The sequence below is a fragment of the Flavobacterium sp. PLA-1-15 genome (assembly GCF_049060005.1).
Lineage (GTDB): Bacteria > Bacteroidota > Bacteroidia > Flavobacteriales > Flavobacteriaceae > Flavobacterium.
In genome coordinates, this window is the sequence record NZ_JBMGQS010000011.1 from 1 (window position 1) to 14,170 (window position 14,170).

Genomic DNA, 14,170 nt, shown 5'->3' on the forward strand with positions numbered 1-14,170 from the left:
GTTTCTTGAAGAGTTCAAAAGAATGCACATATCCTATAATATCATCTAGTGAATTCTGATAGACCAAAATTTTTGAGTAGCCGGTTTCTATAAACATTTCTTTTAATTCTTCTACGGTATCATGAATTTCCACTGCAGCAATCTCCGTTCTTGGATTCATTATATCGCGTGCCTTTACACCGGAAAATTCCAAAGCATTTTGAAATATCTGAATTTCAGAATCTATCTCTTCCTGATCTTCAACTGCTTTCATTTGTTCAGTAATATAGTTTCCAAGCTCAATTTTACTGAACAAGAGTTGTTCGTTATCGTCCTTAATCTTAAAAATTTTCATCAGGATTATATCTGAAATCCAAATTACTGCTGATGAGATATAATAAAAAATTTGATAGAAGATGTAAGCCGGAATAGCCAAAGCCTTGATCAAAGTATTGGCATAAATCTGAAAGAAAATTTTCGGGAACAATTCAGATGTAATGATGATTAAAGCTGATGAGATGATAATTTGAATAAAGAGAATCATCCAGATTGATGAAGCCCAATCAGGAAACATGAACCTATTCATGATCAATTCTGACATAAAAAAGCCATACACAACCAAAGCCGAGTTGTTCCCTATGAGCATGGATGCAATAAACTTTGAAGGATTTTCGGTGAGCTTGGAAAGTATTTTGGAGAGAAAGTTATCTTGCTTTTTTTCGATTTCAAGATAGACTTTATTGGAGGAAATATATGCTATTTCCATTCCAGAAAAAAAGGCCGATAGTATTAAACAAATAATTATAATACTAACTTCCATAAGTTATGAATTTGGATTTCTGTCTTCGAATTTTTTAGCAAAATTTCTTCTGAAAAAGAACATAAAGATCGCTACAAGCGCAATAATAAAACTCAGCCAAGGTGTTTCCTCGCTATTAAGTTTCATGATTCCGTCGTATATAAAAAATCCTGCAAATGCTAAGTAGATGTATTGTGTAAACTTTAAGTATTTCATTGTATGTTCTTTTATTCTTCGGATTGATCCATTTGACCTGAAAATTTCTGAGTATTCATTACCTTGAAATCCTTGTCGAAATCGACTCCTTCTCCATATGAAACTCCTTTAGGAGCTGTAAATTTATATTTCTTCTCTGTAAAAAACCAAGAATTCTTTTGATCATAATACAGTTGTTCTGTTTCCAGCAATTGATTGTCTTCGGTTCTGATTTTTACATCTCCTGCCAAATCGATGATTTCCGTTCCTTTGAATTGCATGGCATGATTAGCAGTTACAAAAGTTCGTTTGCCTTTTCCATCGTATAATGTAACCTCTACGCCTTTTGGAAATTCAGTAAAAGGATATTCAACTGTTGCGTAATCAAGCATCTTTTTCCCTTTCAGAATGGCTTTTATTTTGCCGGAATCAGTATATTTAAAGGTAATGGAATCTGCTTCTCCGCTTGGACTGAATTCTGAAAAATTAATCTTCTGCACGCCTTTGAAATTGCTTTCGCAACCCACAGTAAAAATGAAAGCAATACATGCAATGGTATATGAAAATACTATTTTCGTTTTTGACTTCATATCGCTTTTTTGCAGATTGAACTTAATTAGTTGTATTTTCTTTTCACAAACCATTTGTCGTTTAATGACAAACTCACTGAAAGGTTTAGGTAGTTTTCTTCAACTAAATTAAGATCTTTAGTTCCTCTTTTTCCATATTCAAAACCTAAGTTGATATTTGAGAAAGATCCTGAAACAGGAAATCCTAGACCTAATGTTAATGCAGTATCGTTAATGGATTTACCAGCTACAATCAAGCCCGTATTTTCATGTCTTAAACCTGCACGATACGTCATTCTATTCATATAGCTCGTAAAAGAATCCCAGTCAGGAATAAAATATCCTCCAACACTTAACTTCGATGAATTTTCGTAGGTGGCGTTTGTGATGTCCTCAAATCTATTGGCAAAATTTCCAGATTTTTGAAACGTATATTCTGCTCCAAGCATCCATTTGTTAGCTTCTCCAATACCTGCACCAATTGCCAACTTTGAAGGCAACTTCAATCTTGTATCGGCTACATTTTGTATCGAAGGATCTCCAATCACTACAGGATCTGAATTATTTGCCGGCCTAACAACTGCAATATCTCTTTTATTTGAAAATCTTAATGTACTCTCTGGCGTATAAACCAACGAAGCATAAACATCTAATTTCTTGTTTATCTTTTTGTTCCACATTGCACCCGTATTAAAACTAATACCGCGAATTGTTGAAAGATTCAACTCTCTAGAACCATATTGAATGATGTTCCAGAACTCGTAGCTCGTAGTTTCTATCTCACCGAAATTATAATCAATATTAGCACCGATTCTCAAATTTGAATTTACCTTATAACCAGCTCCAAAGAAAGCCCTGTTTACACCACCAGTTCCTGAAAACTGTTTGCTTTTTACTATTGAAGGATTTTCTATTGTTTCAGTATTTTGAATTTTATAGCCTACAGATGAATAAGGCATTAACCCTACTCCTACGCCAAATTTTTCGCTGATAGGGAAACCTAACGCTAAATAATCTATGGTAGTCCTTCTGGCTTTGCCATTTCCTGAATTTGTTTTCAATTCAGACGTATTATAACTTCCTCCTAATGTAAATGTAGTAAATTTCAATTGCCCGTAACTTGCAGGATTTTGCAAATTTATATGCAAGCTGTCAGAAAAAACATTCAAGCCACCCATCGAACGATTTTCGACATTTCCTTTGAATTTTACATCTCCAATTCCGTAGAATGAATATGGTGATGAAGTTCCCTCTTGTGCAAATGTCCCCATTGAAAACAACAAACAGATGCTGGCAATAACTTTTTTAATCATTTTTGATTTTATATTGAAATGTATGGTTCAAACTTTCTAGAAGGAAATTTGAATTGGCAAATATGGTATTTTTTAATCGTTTAGCCAAAAAAACTGCGTCGCCACCAGTTAAAATTATGGTAAATTTTGAATATCGCTCCTTATACTGATTGATGAAGCCGTCGATTTCATTTACAACACCGTTCACTACGCCGGAATGAATAGCCTGATTGGTCGAATCTCCAATGAAATCTTCCGGGTTTTCAATGGTAAGCAAAGGCAGTTTTGCAGTGTAATTGTGTAACGATTCATATCGAAGTCGGATTCCTGGAGAAATGGCGCCACCAAGATAATTATCTTCATCATCAATAAAGTCATAGGTAATACAAGTTCCAGCGTCAATCACTAAACGATTTTGATTGGGAAATTCCAAAACCGCACCAGCCGACAAAACCATCCTGTCTATCCCTAAAGTATGAGGCGTTTCATAACGATTTTGAAAAGGAAAGACATCCTGATGAGTAATAAAGTTGATTTTTATGTCTTCTCCGAATGCCAGAAAATCATCTTTTGAAACATTTCCAACGGATGCCACCACCAAATCGGTTGTTTTTGGATACTTTTTTAAAATAATTTCAATTTTTTTTTGAAGTTCTTTTTTATCAAAAACAAATTGCTCCAAGATTATACTCTTCTCAAAAACAGCACTTTTAATTCTGGTATTCCCTACATCGACAGTTAAAATCATACATCAAAGATTGAAGTTGCGAAGTTACGAATTCATTTTTTTAAAAAAATATTTTGGATAACTCAAAAAAGCTTCTATATTTGCACCCGCAATCAACAAGCAGTAATGCTCAAAATTGTAAAGGTGCCTTAGCTCAGATGGTAGAGCAATGGACTGAAAATCCATGTGTCCCTGGTTCGATCCCTGGAGGCACCACCAAAACCCGAATAGCAATATTCGGGTTTTTTGTTTTTACAATCTTTTCCATCGTAAGTTTCTCTTTTTAAAATATTTCAAAAAATATTTTTCTTTTTTACTGCAACCACTTTACTTTTTTCACTCTTATCATAAAATAAAGTATATTAACCCAAAATTATTTTTATTATGAAAAAAGTTTTACTCGCATGTATTCTATTATGTAGCTTATTGCAAACCTCATGTAGTTCTGACTTGGTTTCAGAATCTCTAACTACAACAATTCAACCTGTTGATGTTTATGTAGCCGGGCAAAAAGACAATCAGGCTTGTTATTGGAAAAACAATCAGCCTGTATTATTGGAATCTGGAGGAATCGATGGACCAGTTGCCAACAAAATTGTAGTCGTTAACGATGACGTTTATGTTTTAGGTATTGGCGCCAATACCAATCTTTTGCAAGCTGTTCCGATGTTTTGGAAAAATGGCGTACTTACCAATTTAAGGACAAGCTTAAGCACAGATGCCGAACAAGTAACCAGCATTACCGATTTTGAAATTGTAGGCAACGATGTTTATTTTGTAGGATATACCAAGAAAACGATCATAGATTTTGAAGATTACAGTCTTTACTATTGGAAAAATAATGTGCCGACATTAGTGCATCACTATGGAGGATATGCACAAAACCAAGCCAAGATCAAAATAGCAAACAATAATGTTTACATTACCGGAACAAACAGCGACAACGTGAATACTACCGGACAAATTGATGGTTATTATGCAAATGGTGTTTTTAATGAAATTCCAAACTCAATTTTAAATGGAATTGCGGTAAACAACAATGATATATATGTATACGGAACACTAGACGGAACCAACTATTACAAAAACATAACTACTAATTCTGGCACAACAATTTCTTCTGCATCAAACGGAATTTCAAATATTGTTTTTGACAATGGCAATCTATACCTTAGTGATGCTGGCAATATATTTAAAAACGGGATTCTGTACCAAGAAGGGCCAACAAATACTGGCGGAATTAAAGATTTCACAGTACTGAACGACAATCTTTACAAAATTACACATATTGGAATTGATAGTTTCATAAGCTACCTGACAATAAACGGAGTTCAGACAATGGAATTACCAAACGGCGACGGCTCTTTTCAATCTGTTTTTGTAGTACAAAATTAAACGATGAACAACCTTGATTGGAATAGAATTTACACCAGCACATCCCCAAAACTCTTGGGGATTTGCCGCAGGTATATAAAAGACATTGCGACCGCCGAAGACATTATTCAGGATTCTTTTATGGTTGCCATTCAAAAAGAAGATACACTAAAAGATAAAAATGCATTGAACGGCTGGCTCAGCAGGATTGTAATCAATATGGCGCTCCACCATTTGAAAGATGCCAAAAAGATTAATTTTTCAACCGATCAAGATTATGAAATTATCGATGCTACCACGATTATGAATACATTAGAAATAGACAACAAGAGCCTTCTTCTTTCTTCCGATTTGGACCGAAACGATATTTTAGAAGCGATTGACAAGCTTCCCGAGCATCATAAATCGGTTTTCAACATGTATGTGATTGATCAATTTTCGCACAACGAAATAAGCAATGCCTTGAGCATTTCGGTTGGAACATCAAAATCCCATTTGTCGAGAGCCCGAAAATCAATCCAAGCTTTTTTATTGGAAAAAATAAAAGGAAGACCGGTTGACGAGAAAAAGAGACGTCGTGTTGCTTTTCTGTTTTTTCTTGGATTTGGAAACCAAATGTTTGGCAATTTCTACCGAAATCAATTTGAAAGTTTCGAAATCGAACCGCAAAAAACTTTTGAATTCAAACCAAAAGAAATTCAAATCCCAAATCATTTTATCGGCTTGACCAAAACTGTTTTTGCTACAAAAATTGCAATCGCAACAATATCGATTTGCGTAATTGGAACTTTGATTTATGTATCTAATTTCAATTCTTCAACGGTTTCTCCAAAAGAAAACGAATTCATAATCGAAGATAAAAAAGAACCGGAAACATCAATCGTTCCGAGTACAGATTCGATAATCGATAAAGAAAAAACAGTTGAAATCATTCAAGAGAAGATAATTTCGGAACCGAAAAAAATCATTGTCAAGAAAGAAAAAATTCAGAAAAAATCCGAAGCCGTGGTTGCCACAACTCAAATTGATTCCGCAAAAGATGAACCGAAAAAAGTGGTGGTCATCAAAAAACAAATCATAAAGAAAGATACCGTGTATGTTACGAAATAAAATTTCAATTCTTCTTTTAGTACTTTCCAATTTAGTTTTTTCTCAATCAAAGGTTGATACCGTTTATGTTTACGAAGAAATCATCGTGCGCGACACAGTTTTTATAGAAAGACCGTTTACCAAAATTGACAAGGCTGTTTTTATTTCGGAAGAAAATAAAAAAGACAAGCTTGAACTCACTAGCAACGGAGTGGTTGTTGAAATTCCCGTTGACACGCTTGTTTTGATTACAGATAAGAAAAGAGCTGATAGACAAAAAAGCAAAAGCTGGTTTTTTGGAGGAAAATTTCATCTTGGAATGGCCGACAATAGCCTGTTCAAAGAAATGGATGCTCCAATAAGCACCGGAATTGGTATTGGAATTTGGACAAGAAAAACAATCTTAGATTCGGATTTTTCTGTCGGAATTGGATTGGACGGATTATATTGGATGAGTCCGTTTTCATTCAACGCACAGCAAAACGACAGCAAACTGAACGGTTATTATTTTACCGAAAGGAACGAACCAAAACTTTTTCACTCGATTGATAGCAAGCATTTTCAATTCCAGATACCGATTCAATTTTATTATCAAATTGGAAAATTCACACCTTCAATTGGCGGATTTGTAAGCACCAGTAATTACAAGACAAACTTTTTAGGTTCATCAGGAGAATTGCCTTTAAAATTTGATGAAATGCAAACTTTTAAAACCGAGGCTATACAAGTTGGCTATTTGCTAGAATTGCAATATGCATTTTCGGAGCACATTTCGGTTGCTCTTCATTTTGATTTTGGACAATCCAATCATTTGGTTTTTAAAAACAAAGACGACAAAAATCAAGCTTTCAAAAGCGAAAATAAATTCACAGAAAAAAGAGGTTTATTGCAGTTGATTTATAAGTTGTAGCCGATTACTTTTTACAGCAATTATCCAAACCTTCATAGGCAACAGCGTCTGCCAGCATATCATCAGCATCATAACCTAATTTTGTGATGGCGGTTTTTACTTTGGTCAAATCCGTCTTTTTGGTATTGTAAACCACCTCAATTGTCATTTCTTTTTCATCCACAGTCACCATTTGGATTCCTTTTTCACGAAGCAAGACTTTCTGGAACTTTTCTCCACAGGTTTCACATTTCGCACAATGGTTGCAGTAAATATTGGTTTTGATCAATACCTTTTCTATTGTTTTCTGCTTTTGTGCAGATACCAAATTAGAACACAACATCATCACAAGAACCAAGAAAATTTGTTTGAAGAATTTCATATTTGATCGTTTAATTTCTCACAAATATAATAATCTCGACTACATATTAGCAATTCTATCAAAATCGGCTTTAAAAACCCATATTTTATGATTTCTTTTTTTGTCAGTTCACATTTGAAAAAGTATCTTTGCAAAAGTTTTAAAAAACCAAATGAAAGCCTTGAACGCTACGCAAAATACACTTTCACTCAAATCTATTTTTACTGATTTCAAAGAAATCACTAAAGCAGGATTGGCGGTTAGCGTTGTTTTTTCGTCGTTGGCCGGATATCTTCTTGGTGTTTTTGAATTCAACTCTTCAAGCTGGATTACTTTAATCATGCTGGCCATTGGTGGTTATTGCATGGTTGGCGCTTCAAACGCCTTCAATCAAATCATTGAAAAAGACCTCGACAAGTTGATGGACCGAACAAAAAATCGTCCAATTCCTGCCGAAAGAATGTCAACCACTACTGCATTTGTAATTGCTTGTATCTTAACCGTTATCGGACTTGCGATTTTATATAATATCAATCCAAAAACAGCAATGTTTGGTGCGATTTCGATATTTCTTTACACAAGTGCTTACACTCCATTAAAAACAGTTACTTCATTATCTGTTTTTGTTGGAGCAATTCCCGGAGCAATTCCTTTTATGTTGGGCTGGGTTGCCGCTACAAATGATTTTGGAATAGAAGCCGGAACTTTGTTTTTAATTCAGTTTTTCTGGCAATTCCCACACTTTTGGTCAATCGGATGGTTTTTGTACGAAGATTATGAAAAGGCTGGATTTTTTATGCTTCCAACAGGAAAAAGAGACAAAACAACAGCACTCCAAACCATATTATATACCGTTTGGCTGACAGGAGCTTCCTTGCTTCCTGTTTTAGGCTACACAGGAAGACTTTATTTGACGCCACTTTCAGGGGTATTTGTTCTTTTATTGGGTGTTTGGATGCTAGTATACGCAGTGAAATTATACAAAGTAAGAACCGCCAAAGCAGCCAAAACATTGATGCTTGTTAGTGTTTCCTACATTACTCTATTACAGATTGTTTATATTCTAGATAAATTTTTACGATGACAAATCAAATGACATTTCAAGAACATAACGACAAAAATGCTCGTTCAAAAAAACTGCTTCTGTGGTTTGCAATGATCAGTATGATTATGGTTTTTGCTGGATTAACGAGTGCTTATGTCGTGAGTAAATCAAGAGCAGATTGGAAAAGTTTTGAAATGCCGGCCGCATTCATCTACAGCACAGTTGCCATCTTGATCAGCAGTTTGACTTTTCATCTTGCAAAAAAAGCAATCGAAAAGGACCAGAGAAGCACTACAACTTGGCTTTTATTAGCAACATTAGTATTGGCAGTTGGTTTTGTAATATTGCAATTTGAAGGCTTTAAAGAACTAATCGGAATGGGATTATACCCAACTGGACCTACCAGTACTGTAACTACTTCTTTCTTGTACATTGTAGTGGTGGTACACCTTGCACATCTTGCAGGAGGTTTAATTTCAATTTTAGTTGTAATTTATAATCATTTTAAACAAAAGTACAAATCAGGTCAAACCCTTGGATTAGAGCTAGGTGCGATGTTTTGGCACTTTCTTGATTTTCTATGGCTGTATTTGTTTTTATTTTTATATTTCTTTAAATAAGAAAAAAACGTAAATTTGGGAACTTTTTAACGAATTAATTTTATGGGAACGACAGTTACTACTGCAAAAAGCGAAGGTAAAACTTGGGGTGGCGGAAATGAGCCAATGGGAGCCAGCTACGGTAAATTGATGATGTGGTTTTTCATCGTATCGGATGCTTTAACCTTTTCTGGATTTCTTGCCGCATACGGTTTTTCTAGATTTAAATTTATAGAAACTTGGCCTTTGCCAGACGAAGTTTTTAATCACTTTCCTTTTATGCACGGGGTTGATGCACCAATGTATTATGTGGCATTGATGACCTTTATTTTGATTTTCTCATCTGTAACAATGGTTTTGGCTGTTGACGCAGGACACCAATTAAAGAAAAGCAAAGTGGCATTCTACATGTTCCTTACCATCATTGGAGGTTTGATATTCGTTGGTTCTCAAGCTTGGGAGTGGAAAAACTTCATCAAAGGACAATATGGAGCCGTTGAAACAAAAGGCGGAAGCTTATTACAGTTTGTTGATGCAACAGGGAAAAGAGTGGCTTTGCAGGATTTTGCAGCAATTCTTCCAGAAGATAGAGTTCAAGACACTAGAGATAAAGGAATTTGGTTTTCTAGCGAAGGATCTTTACCAACTTATTCAGTTGCCGAAGTTCAAGCCGGATTCAAAGCACATCCTGAATTATTGATTAGAACTGAAGTTATTTACGAAGGTACTGAAGCTCAAAAAGCCGACAAAAGACTTCATCCAACTTTAAACGAAAAAAAGAAGCAAAAATCAATCCTTACAAGAGCAGAATCTGAAGCAATGTTGGCAAATGCTCATTACGTTGTTGAAGGAGCTAACTTGACAAGAAATGAATACGGAAGCAAATTGTTTGCTGATTTCTTCTTCTTCATTACAGGTTTCCACGGATTCCACGTATTTTCTGGAGTGATCATCAACATCATCATCTTCTTTAATGTGATTCTTGGTACTTACGAAAAAAGAAGAAGCTACGAAATGGTTGAAAAAGTTGGTCTTTACTGGCACTTCGTAGATTTAGTTTGGGTATTTGTATTTACATTCTTCTACCTAGTTTAATTTTCAAAATAGCAAATTATTATGGCACACGATCACGTTTCTAATACAAAAAGAATTTGGGTAGTTTTCGGAATTCTATCCGTTGTAACAATAATAGAGGTTGCTTTGGGTATCTTCAAACCAGAAGCTTTGCACATGAACAACCTCCTTTCAATGAATTTATTGAACTGGATCTTTATCCTATTGACGATCTATAAAGCATACTATATCGTTTGGGCTTTTATGCACATGGAAGGCGAAAAAAGCAGTATGAAATGGTCAGTAGTTGCTCCATTAGTATTCCTAATCTTATATCTGGTTTTCATCCTTTTGGTTGAAGCTGATTATATCTATGAGGTTTTTAAAAATGCCACGATCAAATGGAATTTTTAACATCATATTAATTCACAAAAAAAGGGACGCTTTGCGTTCCTTTTTTTATTTTTGCACTACAATAATTTCAATCCCAAAATGAAAAAAAACATAGTTCTTTTTACGTTGTTTGTTTTGCCCATCGTTGCCTATATGTTTTTTGCATCTGGTGTGAATACTTTTTCAAAATTACCAACTCTTACTCCGAAAATACAAGATTTGGGCAATTGGAAAACCCTTGATGGCGAAAGTGTCTCTTTAGACAAAAAAATTACAGTTTTAGGCTTTTCTGGAAGCGAAATATTAAAGAACAGAGGGAATTATTTCAATCTTAATCAAAAAATATACGAACGCTATCATAAGTTCAATGATTTGCAGTTTGTTACGATATGTCCTGTTGGTACTGAAAAAGATGTTGCCTATATCCAAACTGAACTGGGTAAAATTTCAGACATCTCTCATTGGAAATTTGTATTTGCAACGCCGCTTGAAATTCAGGCTTTCTATGATCAAATGAAATTACGCGAAAAGCTCGATGAAAATTTGGGCACACCGAATGTTTACATCGTTGACAAGGAACGTAATCTTAGAGGACGAAAACTACAGGACGAAAAAGAATACAAGGAAGGCTACAGCACTTTCCATATTTCAGAATTGAGCAACGAAATGCTAGACGACTTCAAGATCATCCTTTACGAATACAGAGCTGCATTAAAAAAGAACAATAACGCTTCTCGCAAAATATAATTAAACTACTTATTTTGAAAAACAAATCATACATCTGGGTATCGCTCATCATCTTGATTTTTGGAATTATTGTGGTTCCGAACATCGTAGAACGCGTAAAAAACAACGACGTTGTAAAAGGCGACCGATTGAATACTGTGAACTCGCACAAAGAAAGCGGTTTGGAAAAAATTGGACCTGCGCCGAAGTTTCTATTGACCAATCAGGACAATAAGCAGGTTTCCAATGCAACTTATAATGGAAAAGTATATGTGTTGGAGTTTTTCTTCTCGACCTGCCCTACCATTTGCCCAAAAATGAATGCCAATCTAAAGACCATTCAAGATGAGTTTATGGGAAACAATAATTTCGGAATTGCTTCCATTACCATCAATCCAGCAACGGATACTGCCGAAGTACTAAAAAAACATGCAGAGGAACTGGGAGTAAAATCAACAAACTGGCATTTCCTAACAGGCGACAAGGATTACATCTATGAAATTGCAAACAAAGGCTTCAACATGTATGCTGGAGAAAATGCAAAAGCAAATGGTGGTTTTGAACACTCTGGAATGTTTGCCTTGATTGATAAAAACGGAAACATCAGATGCCGTGAAGATGAATTTGGAAACCCGATTTTATATTACGACGGATTAGAAGAAAAAGGAATCAAAGCTTTAAAAGAAGATATTAAATTATTATTAGAAGAATAAAAATGGAAAGCAATTTAAACGCGGTTGAGTTAAAATACAGGAAATGGATCATCATTCTATCAGTAGCAATACCTCTGATAGTGGCGATTTTGTTTGGCGTAAAGCTAAAAGATTTTGGATATGATGTTGCACCACTCTCTTTCCTACCTCCTATTTACGCAAGTATCAACGGGCTAACGGCTGTTCTTTTGGTTGCGGGTGTTTGGGCCATCAAAAATGGAAAAAGACAATTGCATGAAAATTTAATGAAAATAGCCATCGGATGTTCGGTAGCTTTTCTAGGAATGTATGTTGCCTATCACATGACAGCTGACTCAACAAAATTTGGAGGAGAAGGAGTTATCAAATACATTTACTATTTTATCCTGATAACCCATATTGTCCTTTCTGTAATAATCATTCCATTTGTATTGATCACTTATGTAAGGGCTTTGGCAGAACGTTTTGACAAGCATAGAAAACTCGCAAGAATTACCTATCCGCTTTGGTTATATGTTGCCGTAACGGGCGTTATTGTTTATCTAATGATATCTCCTTACTATGTACACTAATAAGTCAAAAGTCAGAAGCCAAAAGCCAAAAGTAGCAACTGGAGCATTCTTTCTTCTTGCTTCTTTCTTCTTTTCACTGAATTCAAACGCCCAATGCGCGATGTGTCGTGCGGTTTTGGAAACCGAAGAAGGCGGTGTAAAAGCCGAAGCCGTAAACGACGGAATCGTCTATTTAATGGCCTTCCCTTATGTTTTGGTCGGAATTTTAGGCTACGTAATCTACCGAACAAGACAGAAAAAGAAGGCTTGATTTTTATTTCAAGCCATCAACCGTAACATTCACTTCGCCATTTACAGATAGGAAAGCAATAATTGCCTTGTTCGTCAATTGCACTTCCTTAAAAACAATATCGCCCATTTTGCCGTTTACAAAAACACCCGGCATCGGCGAAAAATTGCTCATATATTTCAGCATTGTTTGTTTTCCTTCATCCAAATTTGGTTTGATGGAGTAACGACAGCTTTCTTCCATTTTCTTTAAAATCATTCCCGAAGCCAACCAATTTGCCGTTCGAATCAACTTGCTTTTAGTGTCAATTGCATAATCCAATTTGTCAAAATAAATCTCTTTCGTTGCTTCATTATATTGCGGAAAACCGGTCAGGTAAACCGTTCCATTCAAGCTTCCTGTTAAATCTAAAGCTATAACCATCTTGTCGTTTTTGTGCCAAAGCGACACATTCATTACTTTGACTTTCTTGCTACCCGAACCAAATTCTTGACCTTGAAAATTCTTCGTAATCACTTTTGAAGCATCCTGATAAGTCGAAACGGCTACGATATTTGCCGTAATATTATCCGGCATTTTGGAAACAGGTTTCAACACAATCTTATTTCTGTCAAATTTATTCGCGGGTTTTTGTCCAACCAAAGTTTCAATCGTACATTTCAAACCCATATGCATGTTGATGGTTTGCCCTTTCAAAACCGCTTCCGTTGTATACAATTCAACCGGAACAATTCGCAACCAGCTTTCGTATTCGGCATTCATTTCCGTTGGCGTACAGATTTTCTCCAAAGCATCCAATACATTCGGCTTAAAATCCAACGACTTCTGAATCGCATCGTCAATACTCTTCTCTATTTTCGATTTAAAAAGTTTGATGGCAGGATTGATGGCATACGTAATCGGGACGTTTTTTCCTAAAATATTCATCGACGGACTTTCCTTCCAATCCACCGATTTGAATTCGGTATTGGTTTTCAGTTTCCAATTCGTCAAAGCCACCTCACTCATCAACGTTACAACGCCGTTAAAGTTGAATTCTTTCGTTTCATAAAGGGCAATTCCGAGTCTATCGGTTCCAATTCTGTATTTCACATACGCTTTCAAAGGCAAAACCGTCTTGATTTTTCCGCCCACATTTTCAACCGAAATCGGCGCTTGTTTCCAGATTTTCACCTCATAATCATCGTCTTCAATCTTATTGTCTTCATAAATCAAACCGTTCATCAACTTGTTCGTCTGGTTTTCAATATCCTTGATTTTTATCGTAATCGGCATACTAATAAACGATGGCTGATTATCATAAATCAACGGCGTCGCGTCATCCGGTTCAGGTTTCAAAGCCTCAATTTTCTGGGTCGAAGAACAAGCCGAGAATAGTAAGAATGAAATTATCGAAAGTAAAAAATATCTGATTGTAAGCATTTTGATTGATGTTTTTAAAACGGTAAAATTAGAGAATTGCAAAATATAAATCATAATAATTTAGAGCGAATCATTCAGGCATCTGTTCAATCCATTTTCCCGCCTTCCTTCCAATCTTTTTTGTTTTTAAAGAAAAAACAAAAAAGGATTTTCCCTCCAGTCGGG

At 35.4% G+C, this 14,170-nt stretch carries 18 protein-coding genes and 1 tRNA gene; 12 read left to right on the top strand and 7 right to left on the bottom strand.

From position 1 onward, the window contains the following. The 5 genes from ACI6PS_RS08390 to ACI6PS_RS08410 all read right to left on the bottom strand — a co-directional run. Window positions 1-799: CNNM domain-containing protein (locus tag ACI6PS_RS08390; RefSeq protein ID WP_421012109.1), on the bottom strand; the 799-nt coding region annotated here is incomplete at its 3' end. 3 nt (window positions 800-802) lie between these two features. Next, window positions 803-994: a hypothetical protein gene (locus tag ACI6PS_RS08395; RefSeq protein WP_421012110.1), complete on the bottom strand. Its 192-nt coding sequence runs from the start codon at window positions 992-994 to the stop codon at window positions 803-805. A gap of 11 nt (window positions 995-1,005) precedes the next feature. After that, window positions 1,006-1,563, bottom strand: coding sequence for an LPS export ABC transporter periplasmic protein LptC (gene lptC, locus ACI6PS_RS08400; RefSeq protein ID WP_421012111.1), 558 nt, complete (start codon window positions 1,561-1,563; stop codon window positions 1,006-1,008). A gap of 26 nt (window positions 1,564-1,589) precedes the next feature. Beyond that, entirely contained in the window at window positions 1,590-2,855 is a 1,266-nt protein-coding gene (locus tag ACI6PS_RS08405) for a hypothetical protein (protein ID WP_421012112.1), read from the bottom strand. Next, entirely contained in the window at window positions 2,848-3,582 is a 735-nt protein-coding gene (locus ACI6PS_RS08410; protein ID WP_421012113.1) for a type III pantothenate kinase, read from the bottom strand. The genes ACI6PS_RS08405 and ACI6PS_RS08410 overlap by 8 nt, the downstream gene beginning before the upstream one ends. Window positions 3,583-3,704: 122 nt before the next feature. Here ACI6PS_RS08410 and ACI6PS_RS08415 point away from each other — a divergent pair. From ACI6PS_RS08415 to ACI6PS_RS08430, 4 genes are all read left to right on the top strand, one after another. Then, window positions 3,705-3,780, top strand: a tRNA-Phe gene (locus ACI6PS_RS08415). Between the two features lie 165 nt (window positions 3,781-3,945). Further along, window positions 3,946-4,956, top strand: coding sequence for a hypothetical protein (locus tag ACI6PS_RS08420; RefSeq protein WP_421012114.1), 1,011 nt, complete (start codon window positions 3,946-3,948; stop codon window positions 4,954-4,956). Window positions 4,957-4,959: 3 nt separating this feature from the next. After that, window positions 4,960-6,045, top strand: a complete 1,086-nt coding sequence (locus tag ACI6PS_RS08425) for an RNA polymerase sigma factor (RefSeq protein WP_421012115.1) — start codon at window positions 4,960-4,962, stop codon at window positions 6,043-6,045. Beyond that, window positions 6,032-6,934: a hypothetical protein gene (locus tag ACI6PS_RS08430; protein WP_421012116.1), complete on the top strand. Its 903-nt coding sequence runs from the start codon at window positions 6,032-6,034 to the stop codon at window positions 6,932-6,934. Before ACI6PS_RS08425 ends, ACI6PS_RS08430 begins: the two co-directional genes overlap by 14 nt. A 4-nt stretch (window positions 6,935-6,938) precedes the next feature. Here ACI6PS_RS08430 and ACI6PS_RS08435 read toward each other — a convergent pair whose 3' ends face one another. Then, complete coding sequence (locus ACI6PS_RS08435; RefSeq protein WP_421012117.1) at window positions 6,939-7,295, bottom strand: heavy-metal-associated domain-containing protein; 357 nt, start codon at window positions 7,293-7,295, stop codon at window positions 6,939-6,941. 160 nt (window positions 7,296-7,455) lie between these two features. Here ACI6PS_RS08435 and cyoE point away from each other — a divergent pair, with 160 nt between their 5' ends. From cyoE to ACI6PS_RS08475, 8 genes are all read left to right on the top strand, one after another. Then, window positions 7,456-8,358 carry a heme o synthase gene (cyoE, locus tag ACI6PS_RS08440; RefSeq protein WP_421012195.1) on the top strand — a complete coding sequence of 301 codons (903 nt, stop codon included), beginning with the start codon at window positions 7,456-7,458 and terminating at the stop codon, window positions 8,356-8,358. Between the two features lie 8 nt (window positions 8,359-8,366). After that, the gene (locus ACI6PS_RS08445; protein WP_421012118.1) at window positions 8,367-8,939 is read left to right on the top strand and encodes a cytochrome c oxidase subunit 3; all 573 of its coding nucleotides are present in this window, start codon (window positions 8,367-8,369) and stop codon (window positions 8,937-8,939) included. 42 nt (window positions 8,940-8,981) lie between these two features. Beyond that, complete coding sequence (locus ACI6PS_RS08450) at window positions 8,982-10,013, top strand: cytochrome c oxidase subunit 3 (protein WP_421012119.1); 1,032 nt, start codon at window positions 8,982-8,984, stop codon at window positions 10,011-10,013. 21 nt (window positions 10,014-10,034) lie between these two features. Beyond that, on the top strand, window positions 10,035-10,385 hold the full coding sequence (locus tag ACI6PS_RS08455) for a cytochrome C oxidase subunit IV family protein (protein WP_421012120.1): 351 nt from the start codon (window positions 10,035-10,037) through the stop codon (window positions 10,383-10,385). Between the two features lie 78 nt (window positions 10,386-10,463). Further along, window positions 10,464-11,111 carry a hypothetical protein gene (locus tag ACI6PS_RS08460; protein WP_421012121.1) on the top strand — a complete coding sequence of 216 codons (648 nt, stop codon included), beginning with the start codon at window positions 10,464-10,466 and terminating at the stop codon, window positions 11,109-11,111. 11 nt (window positions 11,112-11,122) lie between these two features. Next, window positions 11,123-11,803 (top strand): SCO family protein, encoded by a 681-nt coding sequence (locus ACI6PS_RS08465; protein WP_421012196.1) that lies wholly within the window; start codon window positions 11,123-11,125, stop codon window positions 11,801-11,803. A 2-nt stretch (window positions 11,804-11,805) separates the two neighbouring features. Next, window positions 11,806-12,354: a DUF420 domain-containing protein gene (locus tag ACI6PS_RS08470; RefSeq protein ID WP_421012122.1), complete on the top strand. Its 549-nt coding sequence runs from the start codon at window positions 11,806-11,808 to the stop codon at window positions 12,352-12,354. Further along, window positions 12,344-12,604, top strand: coding sequence for a hypothetical protein (locus tag ACI6PS_RS08475; protein ID WP_421012123.1), 261 nt, complete (start codon window positions 12,344-12,346; stop codon window positions 12,602-12,604). Before ACI6PS_RS08470 ends, ACI6PS_RS08475 begins: the two co-directional genes overlap by 11 nt. A 3-nt stretch (window positions 12,605-12,607) precedes the next feature. Here the strand turns inward: ACI6PS_RS08475 and ACI6PS_RS08480 are convergent, their stop codons facing one another. Beyond that, the gene (locus tag ACI6PS_RS08480; protein WP_421012124.1) at window positions 12,608-14,005 is read right to left on the bottom strand and encodes a DUF4403 family protein; all 1,398 of its coding nucleotides are present in this window, start codon (window positions 14,003-14,005) and stop codon (window positions 12,608-12,610) included. Window positions 14,006-14,170: the final 165 nt, after the last annotated feature.

Coding starts and splice junctions, on each gene's coding strand:
- ACI6PS_RS08395 (WP_421012110.1), bottom strand. CDS start 994: ATGAAATACTTAAAGTTTACACAATACATCTACTTAGCATTTGCAGGA.
- lptC (WP_421012111.1), bottom strand. CDS start 1,563: ATGAAGTCAAAAACGAAAATAGTATTTTCATATACCATTGCATGTATT.
- ACI6PS_RS08405 (WP_421012112.1), bottom strand. CDS start 2,855: ATGATTAAAAAAGTTATTGCCAGCATCTGTTTGTTGTTTTCAATGGGG.
- ACI6PS_RS08410 (WP_421012113.1), bottom strand. CDS start 3,582: ATGATTTTAACTGTCGATGTAGGGAATACCAGAATTAAAAGTGCTGTT.
- ACI6PS_RS08420 (WP_421012114.1), top strand. CDS start 3,946: ATGAAAAAAGTTTTACTCGCATGTATTCTATTATGTAGCTTATTGCAA.
- ACI6PS_RS08425 (WP_421012115.1), top strand. CDS start 4,960: ATGAACAACCTTGATTGGAATAGAATTTACACCAGCACATCCCCAAAA.
- ACI6PS_RS08430 (WP_421012116.1), top strand. CDS start 6,032: ATGTTACGAAATAAAATTTCAATTCTTCTTTTAGTACTTTCCAATTTA.
- ACI6PS_RS08435 (WP_421012117.1), bottom strand. CDS start 7,295: ATGAAATTCTTCAAACAAATTTTCTTGGTTCTTGTGATGATGTTGTGT.
- ACI6PS_RS08445 (WP_421012118.1), top strand. CDS start 8,367: ATGACATTTCAAGAACATAACGACAAAAATGCTCGTTCAAAAAAACTG.
- ACI6PS_RS08450 (WP_421012119.1), top strand. CDS start 8,982: ATGGGAACGACAGTTACTACTGCAAAAAGCGAAGGTAAAACTTGGGGT.
- ACI6PS_RS08455 (WP_421012120.1), top strand. CDS start 10,035: ATGGCACACGATCACGTTTCTAATACAAAAAGAATTTGGGTAGTTTTC.
- ACI6PS_RS08460 (WP_421012121.1), top strand. CDS start 10,464: ATGAAAAAAAACATAGTTCTTTTTACGTTGTTTGTTTTGCCCATCGTT.
- ACI6PS_RS08470 (WP_421012122.1), top strand. CDS start 11,806: ATGGAAAGCAATTTAAACGCGGTTGAGTTAAAATACAGGAAATGGATC.
- ACI6PS_RS08475 (WP_421012123.1), top strand. CDS start 12,344: ATGTACACTAATAAGTCAAAAGTCAGAAGCCAAAAGCCAAAAGTAGCA.
- ACI6PS_RS08480 (WP_421012124.1), bottom strand. CDS start 14,005: ATGCTTACAATCAGATATTTTTTACTTTCGATAATTTCATTCTTACTA.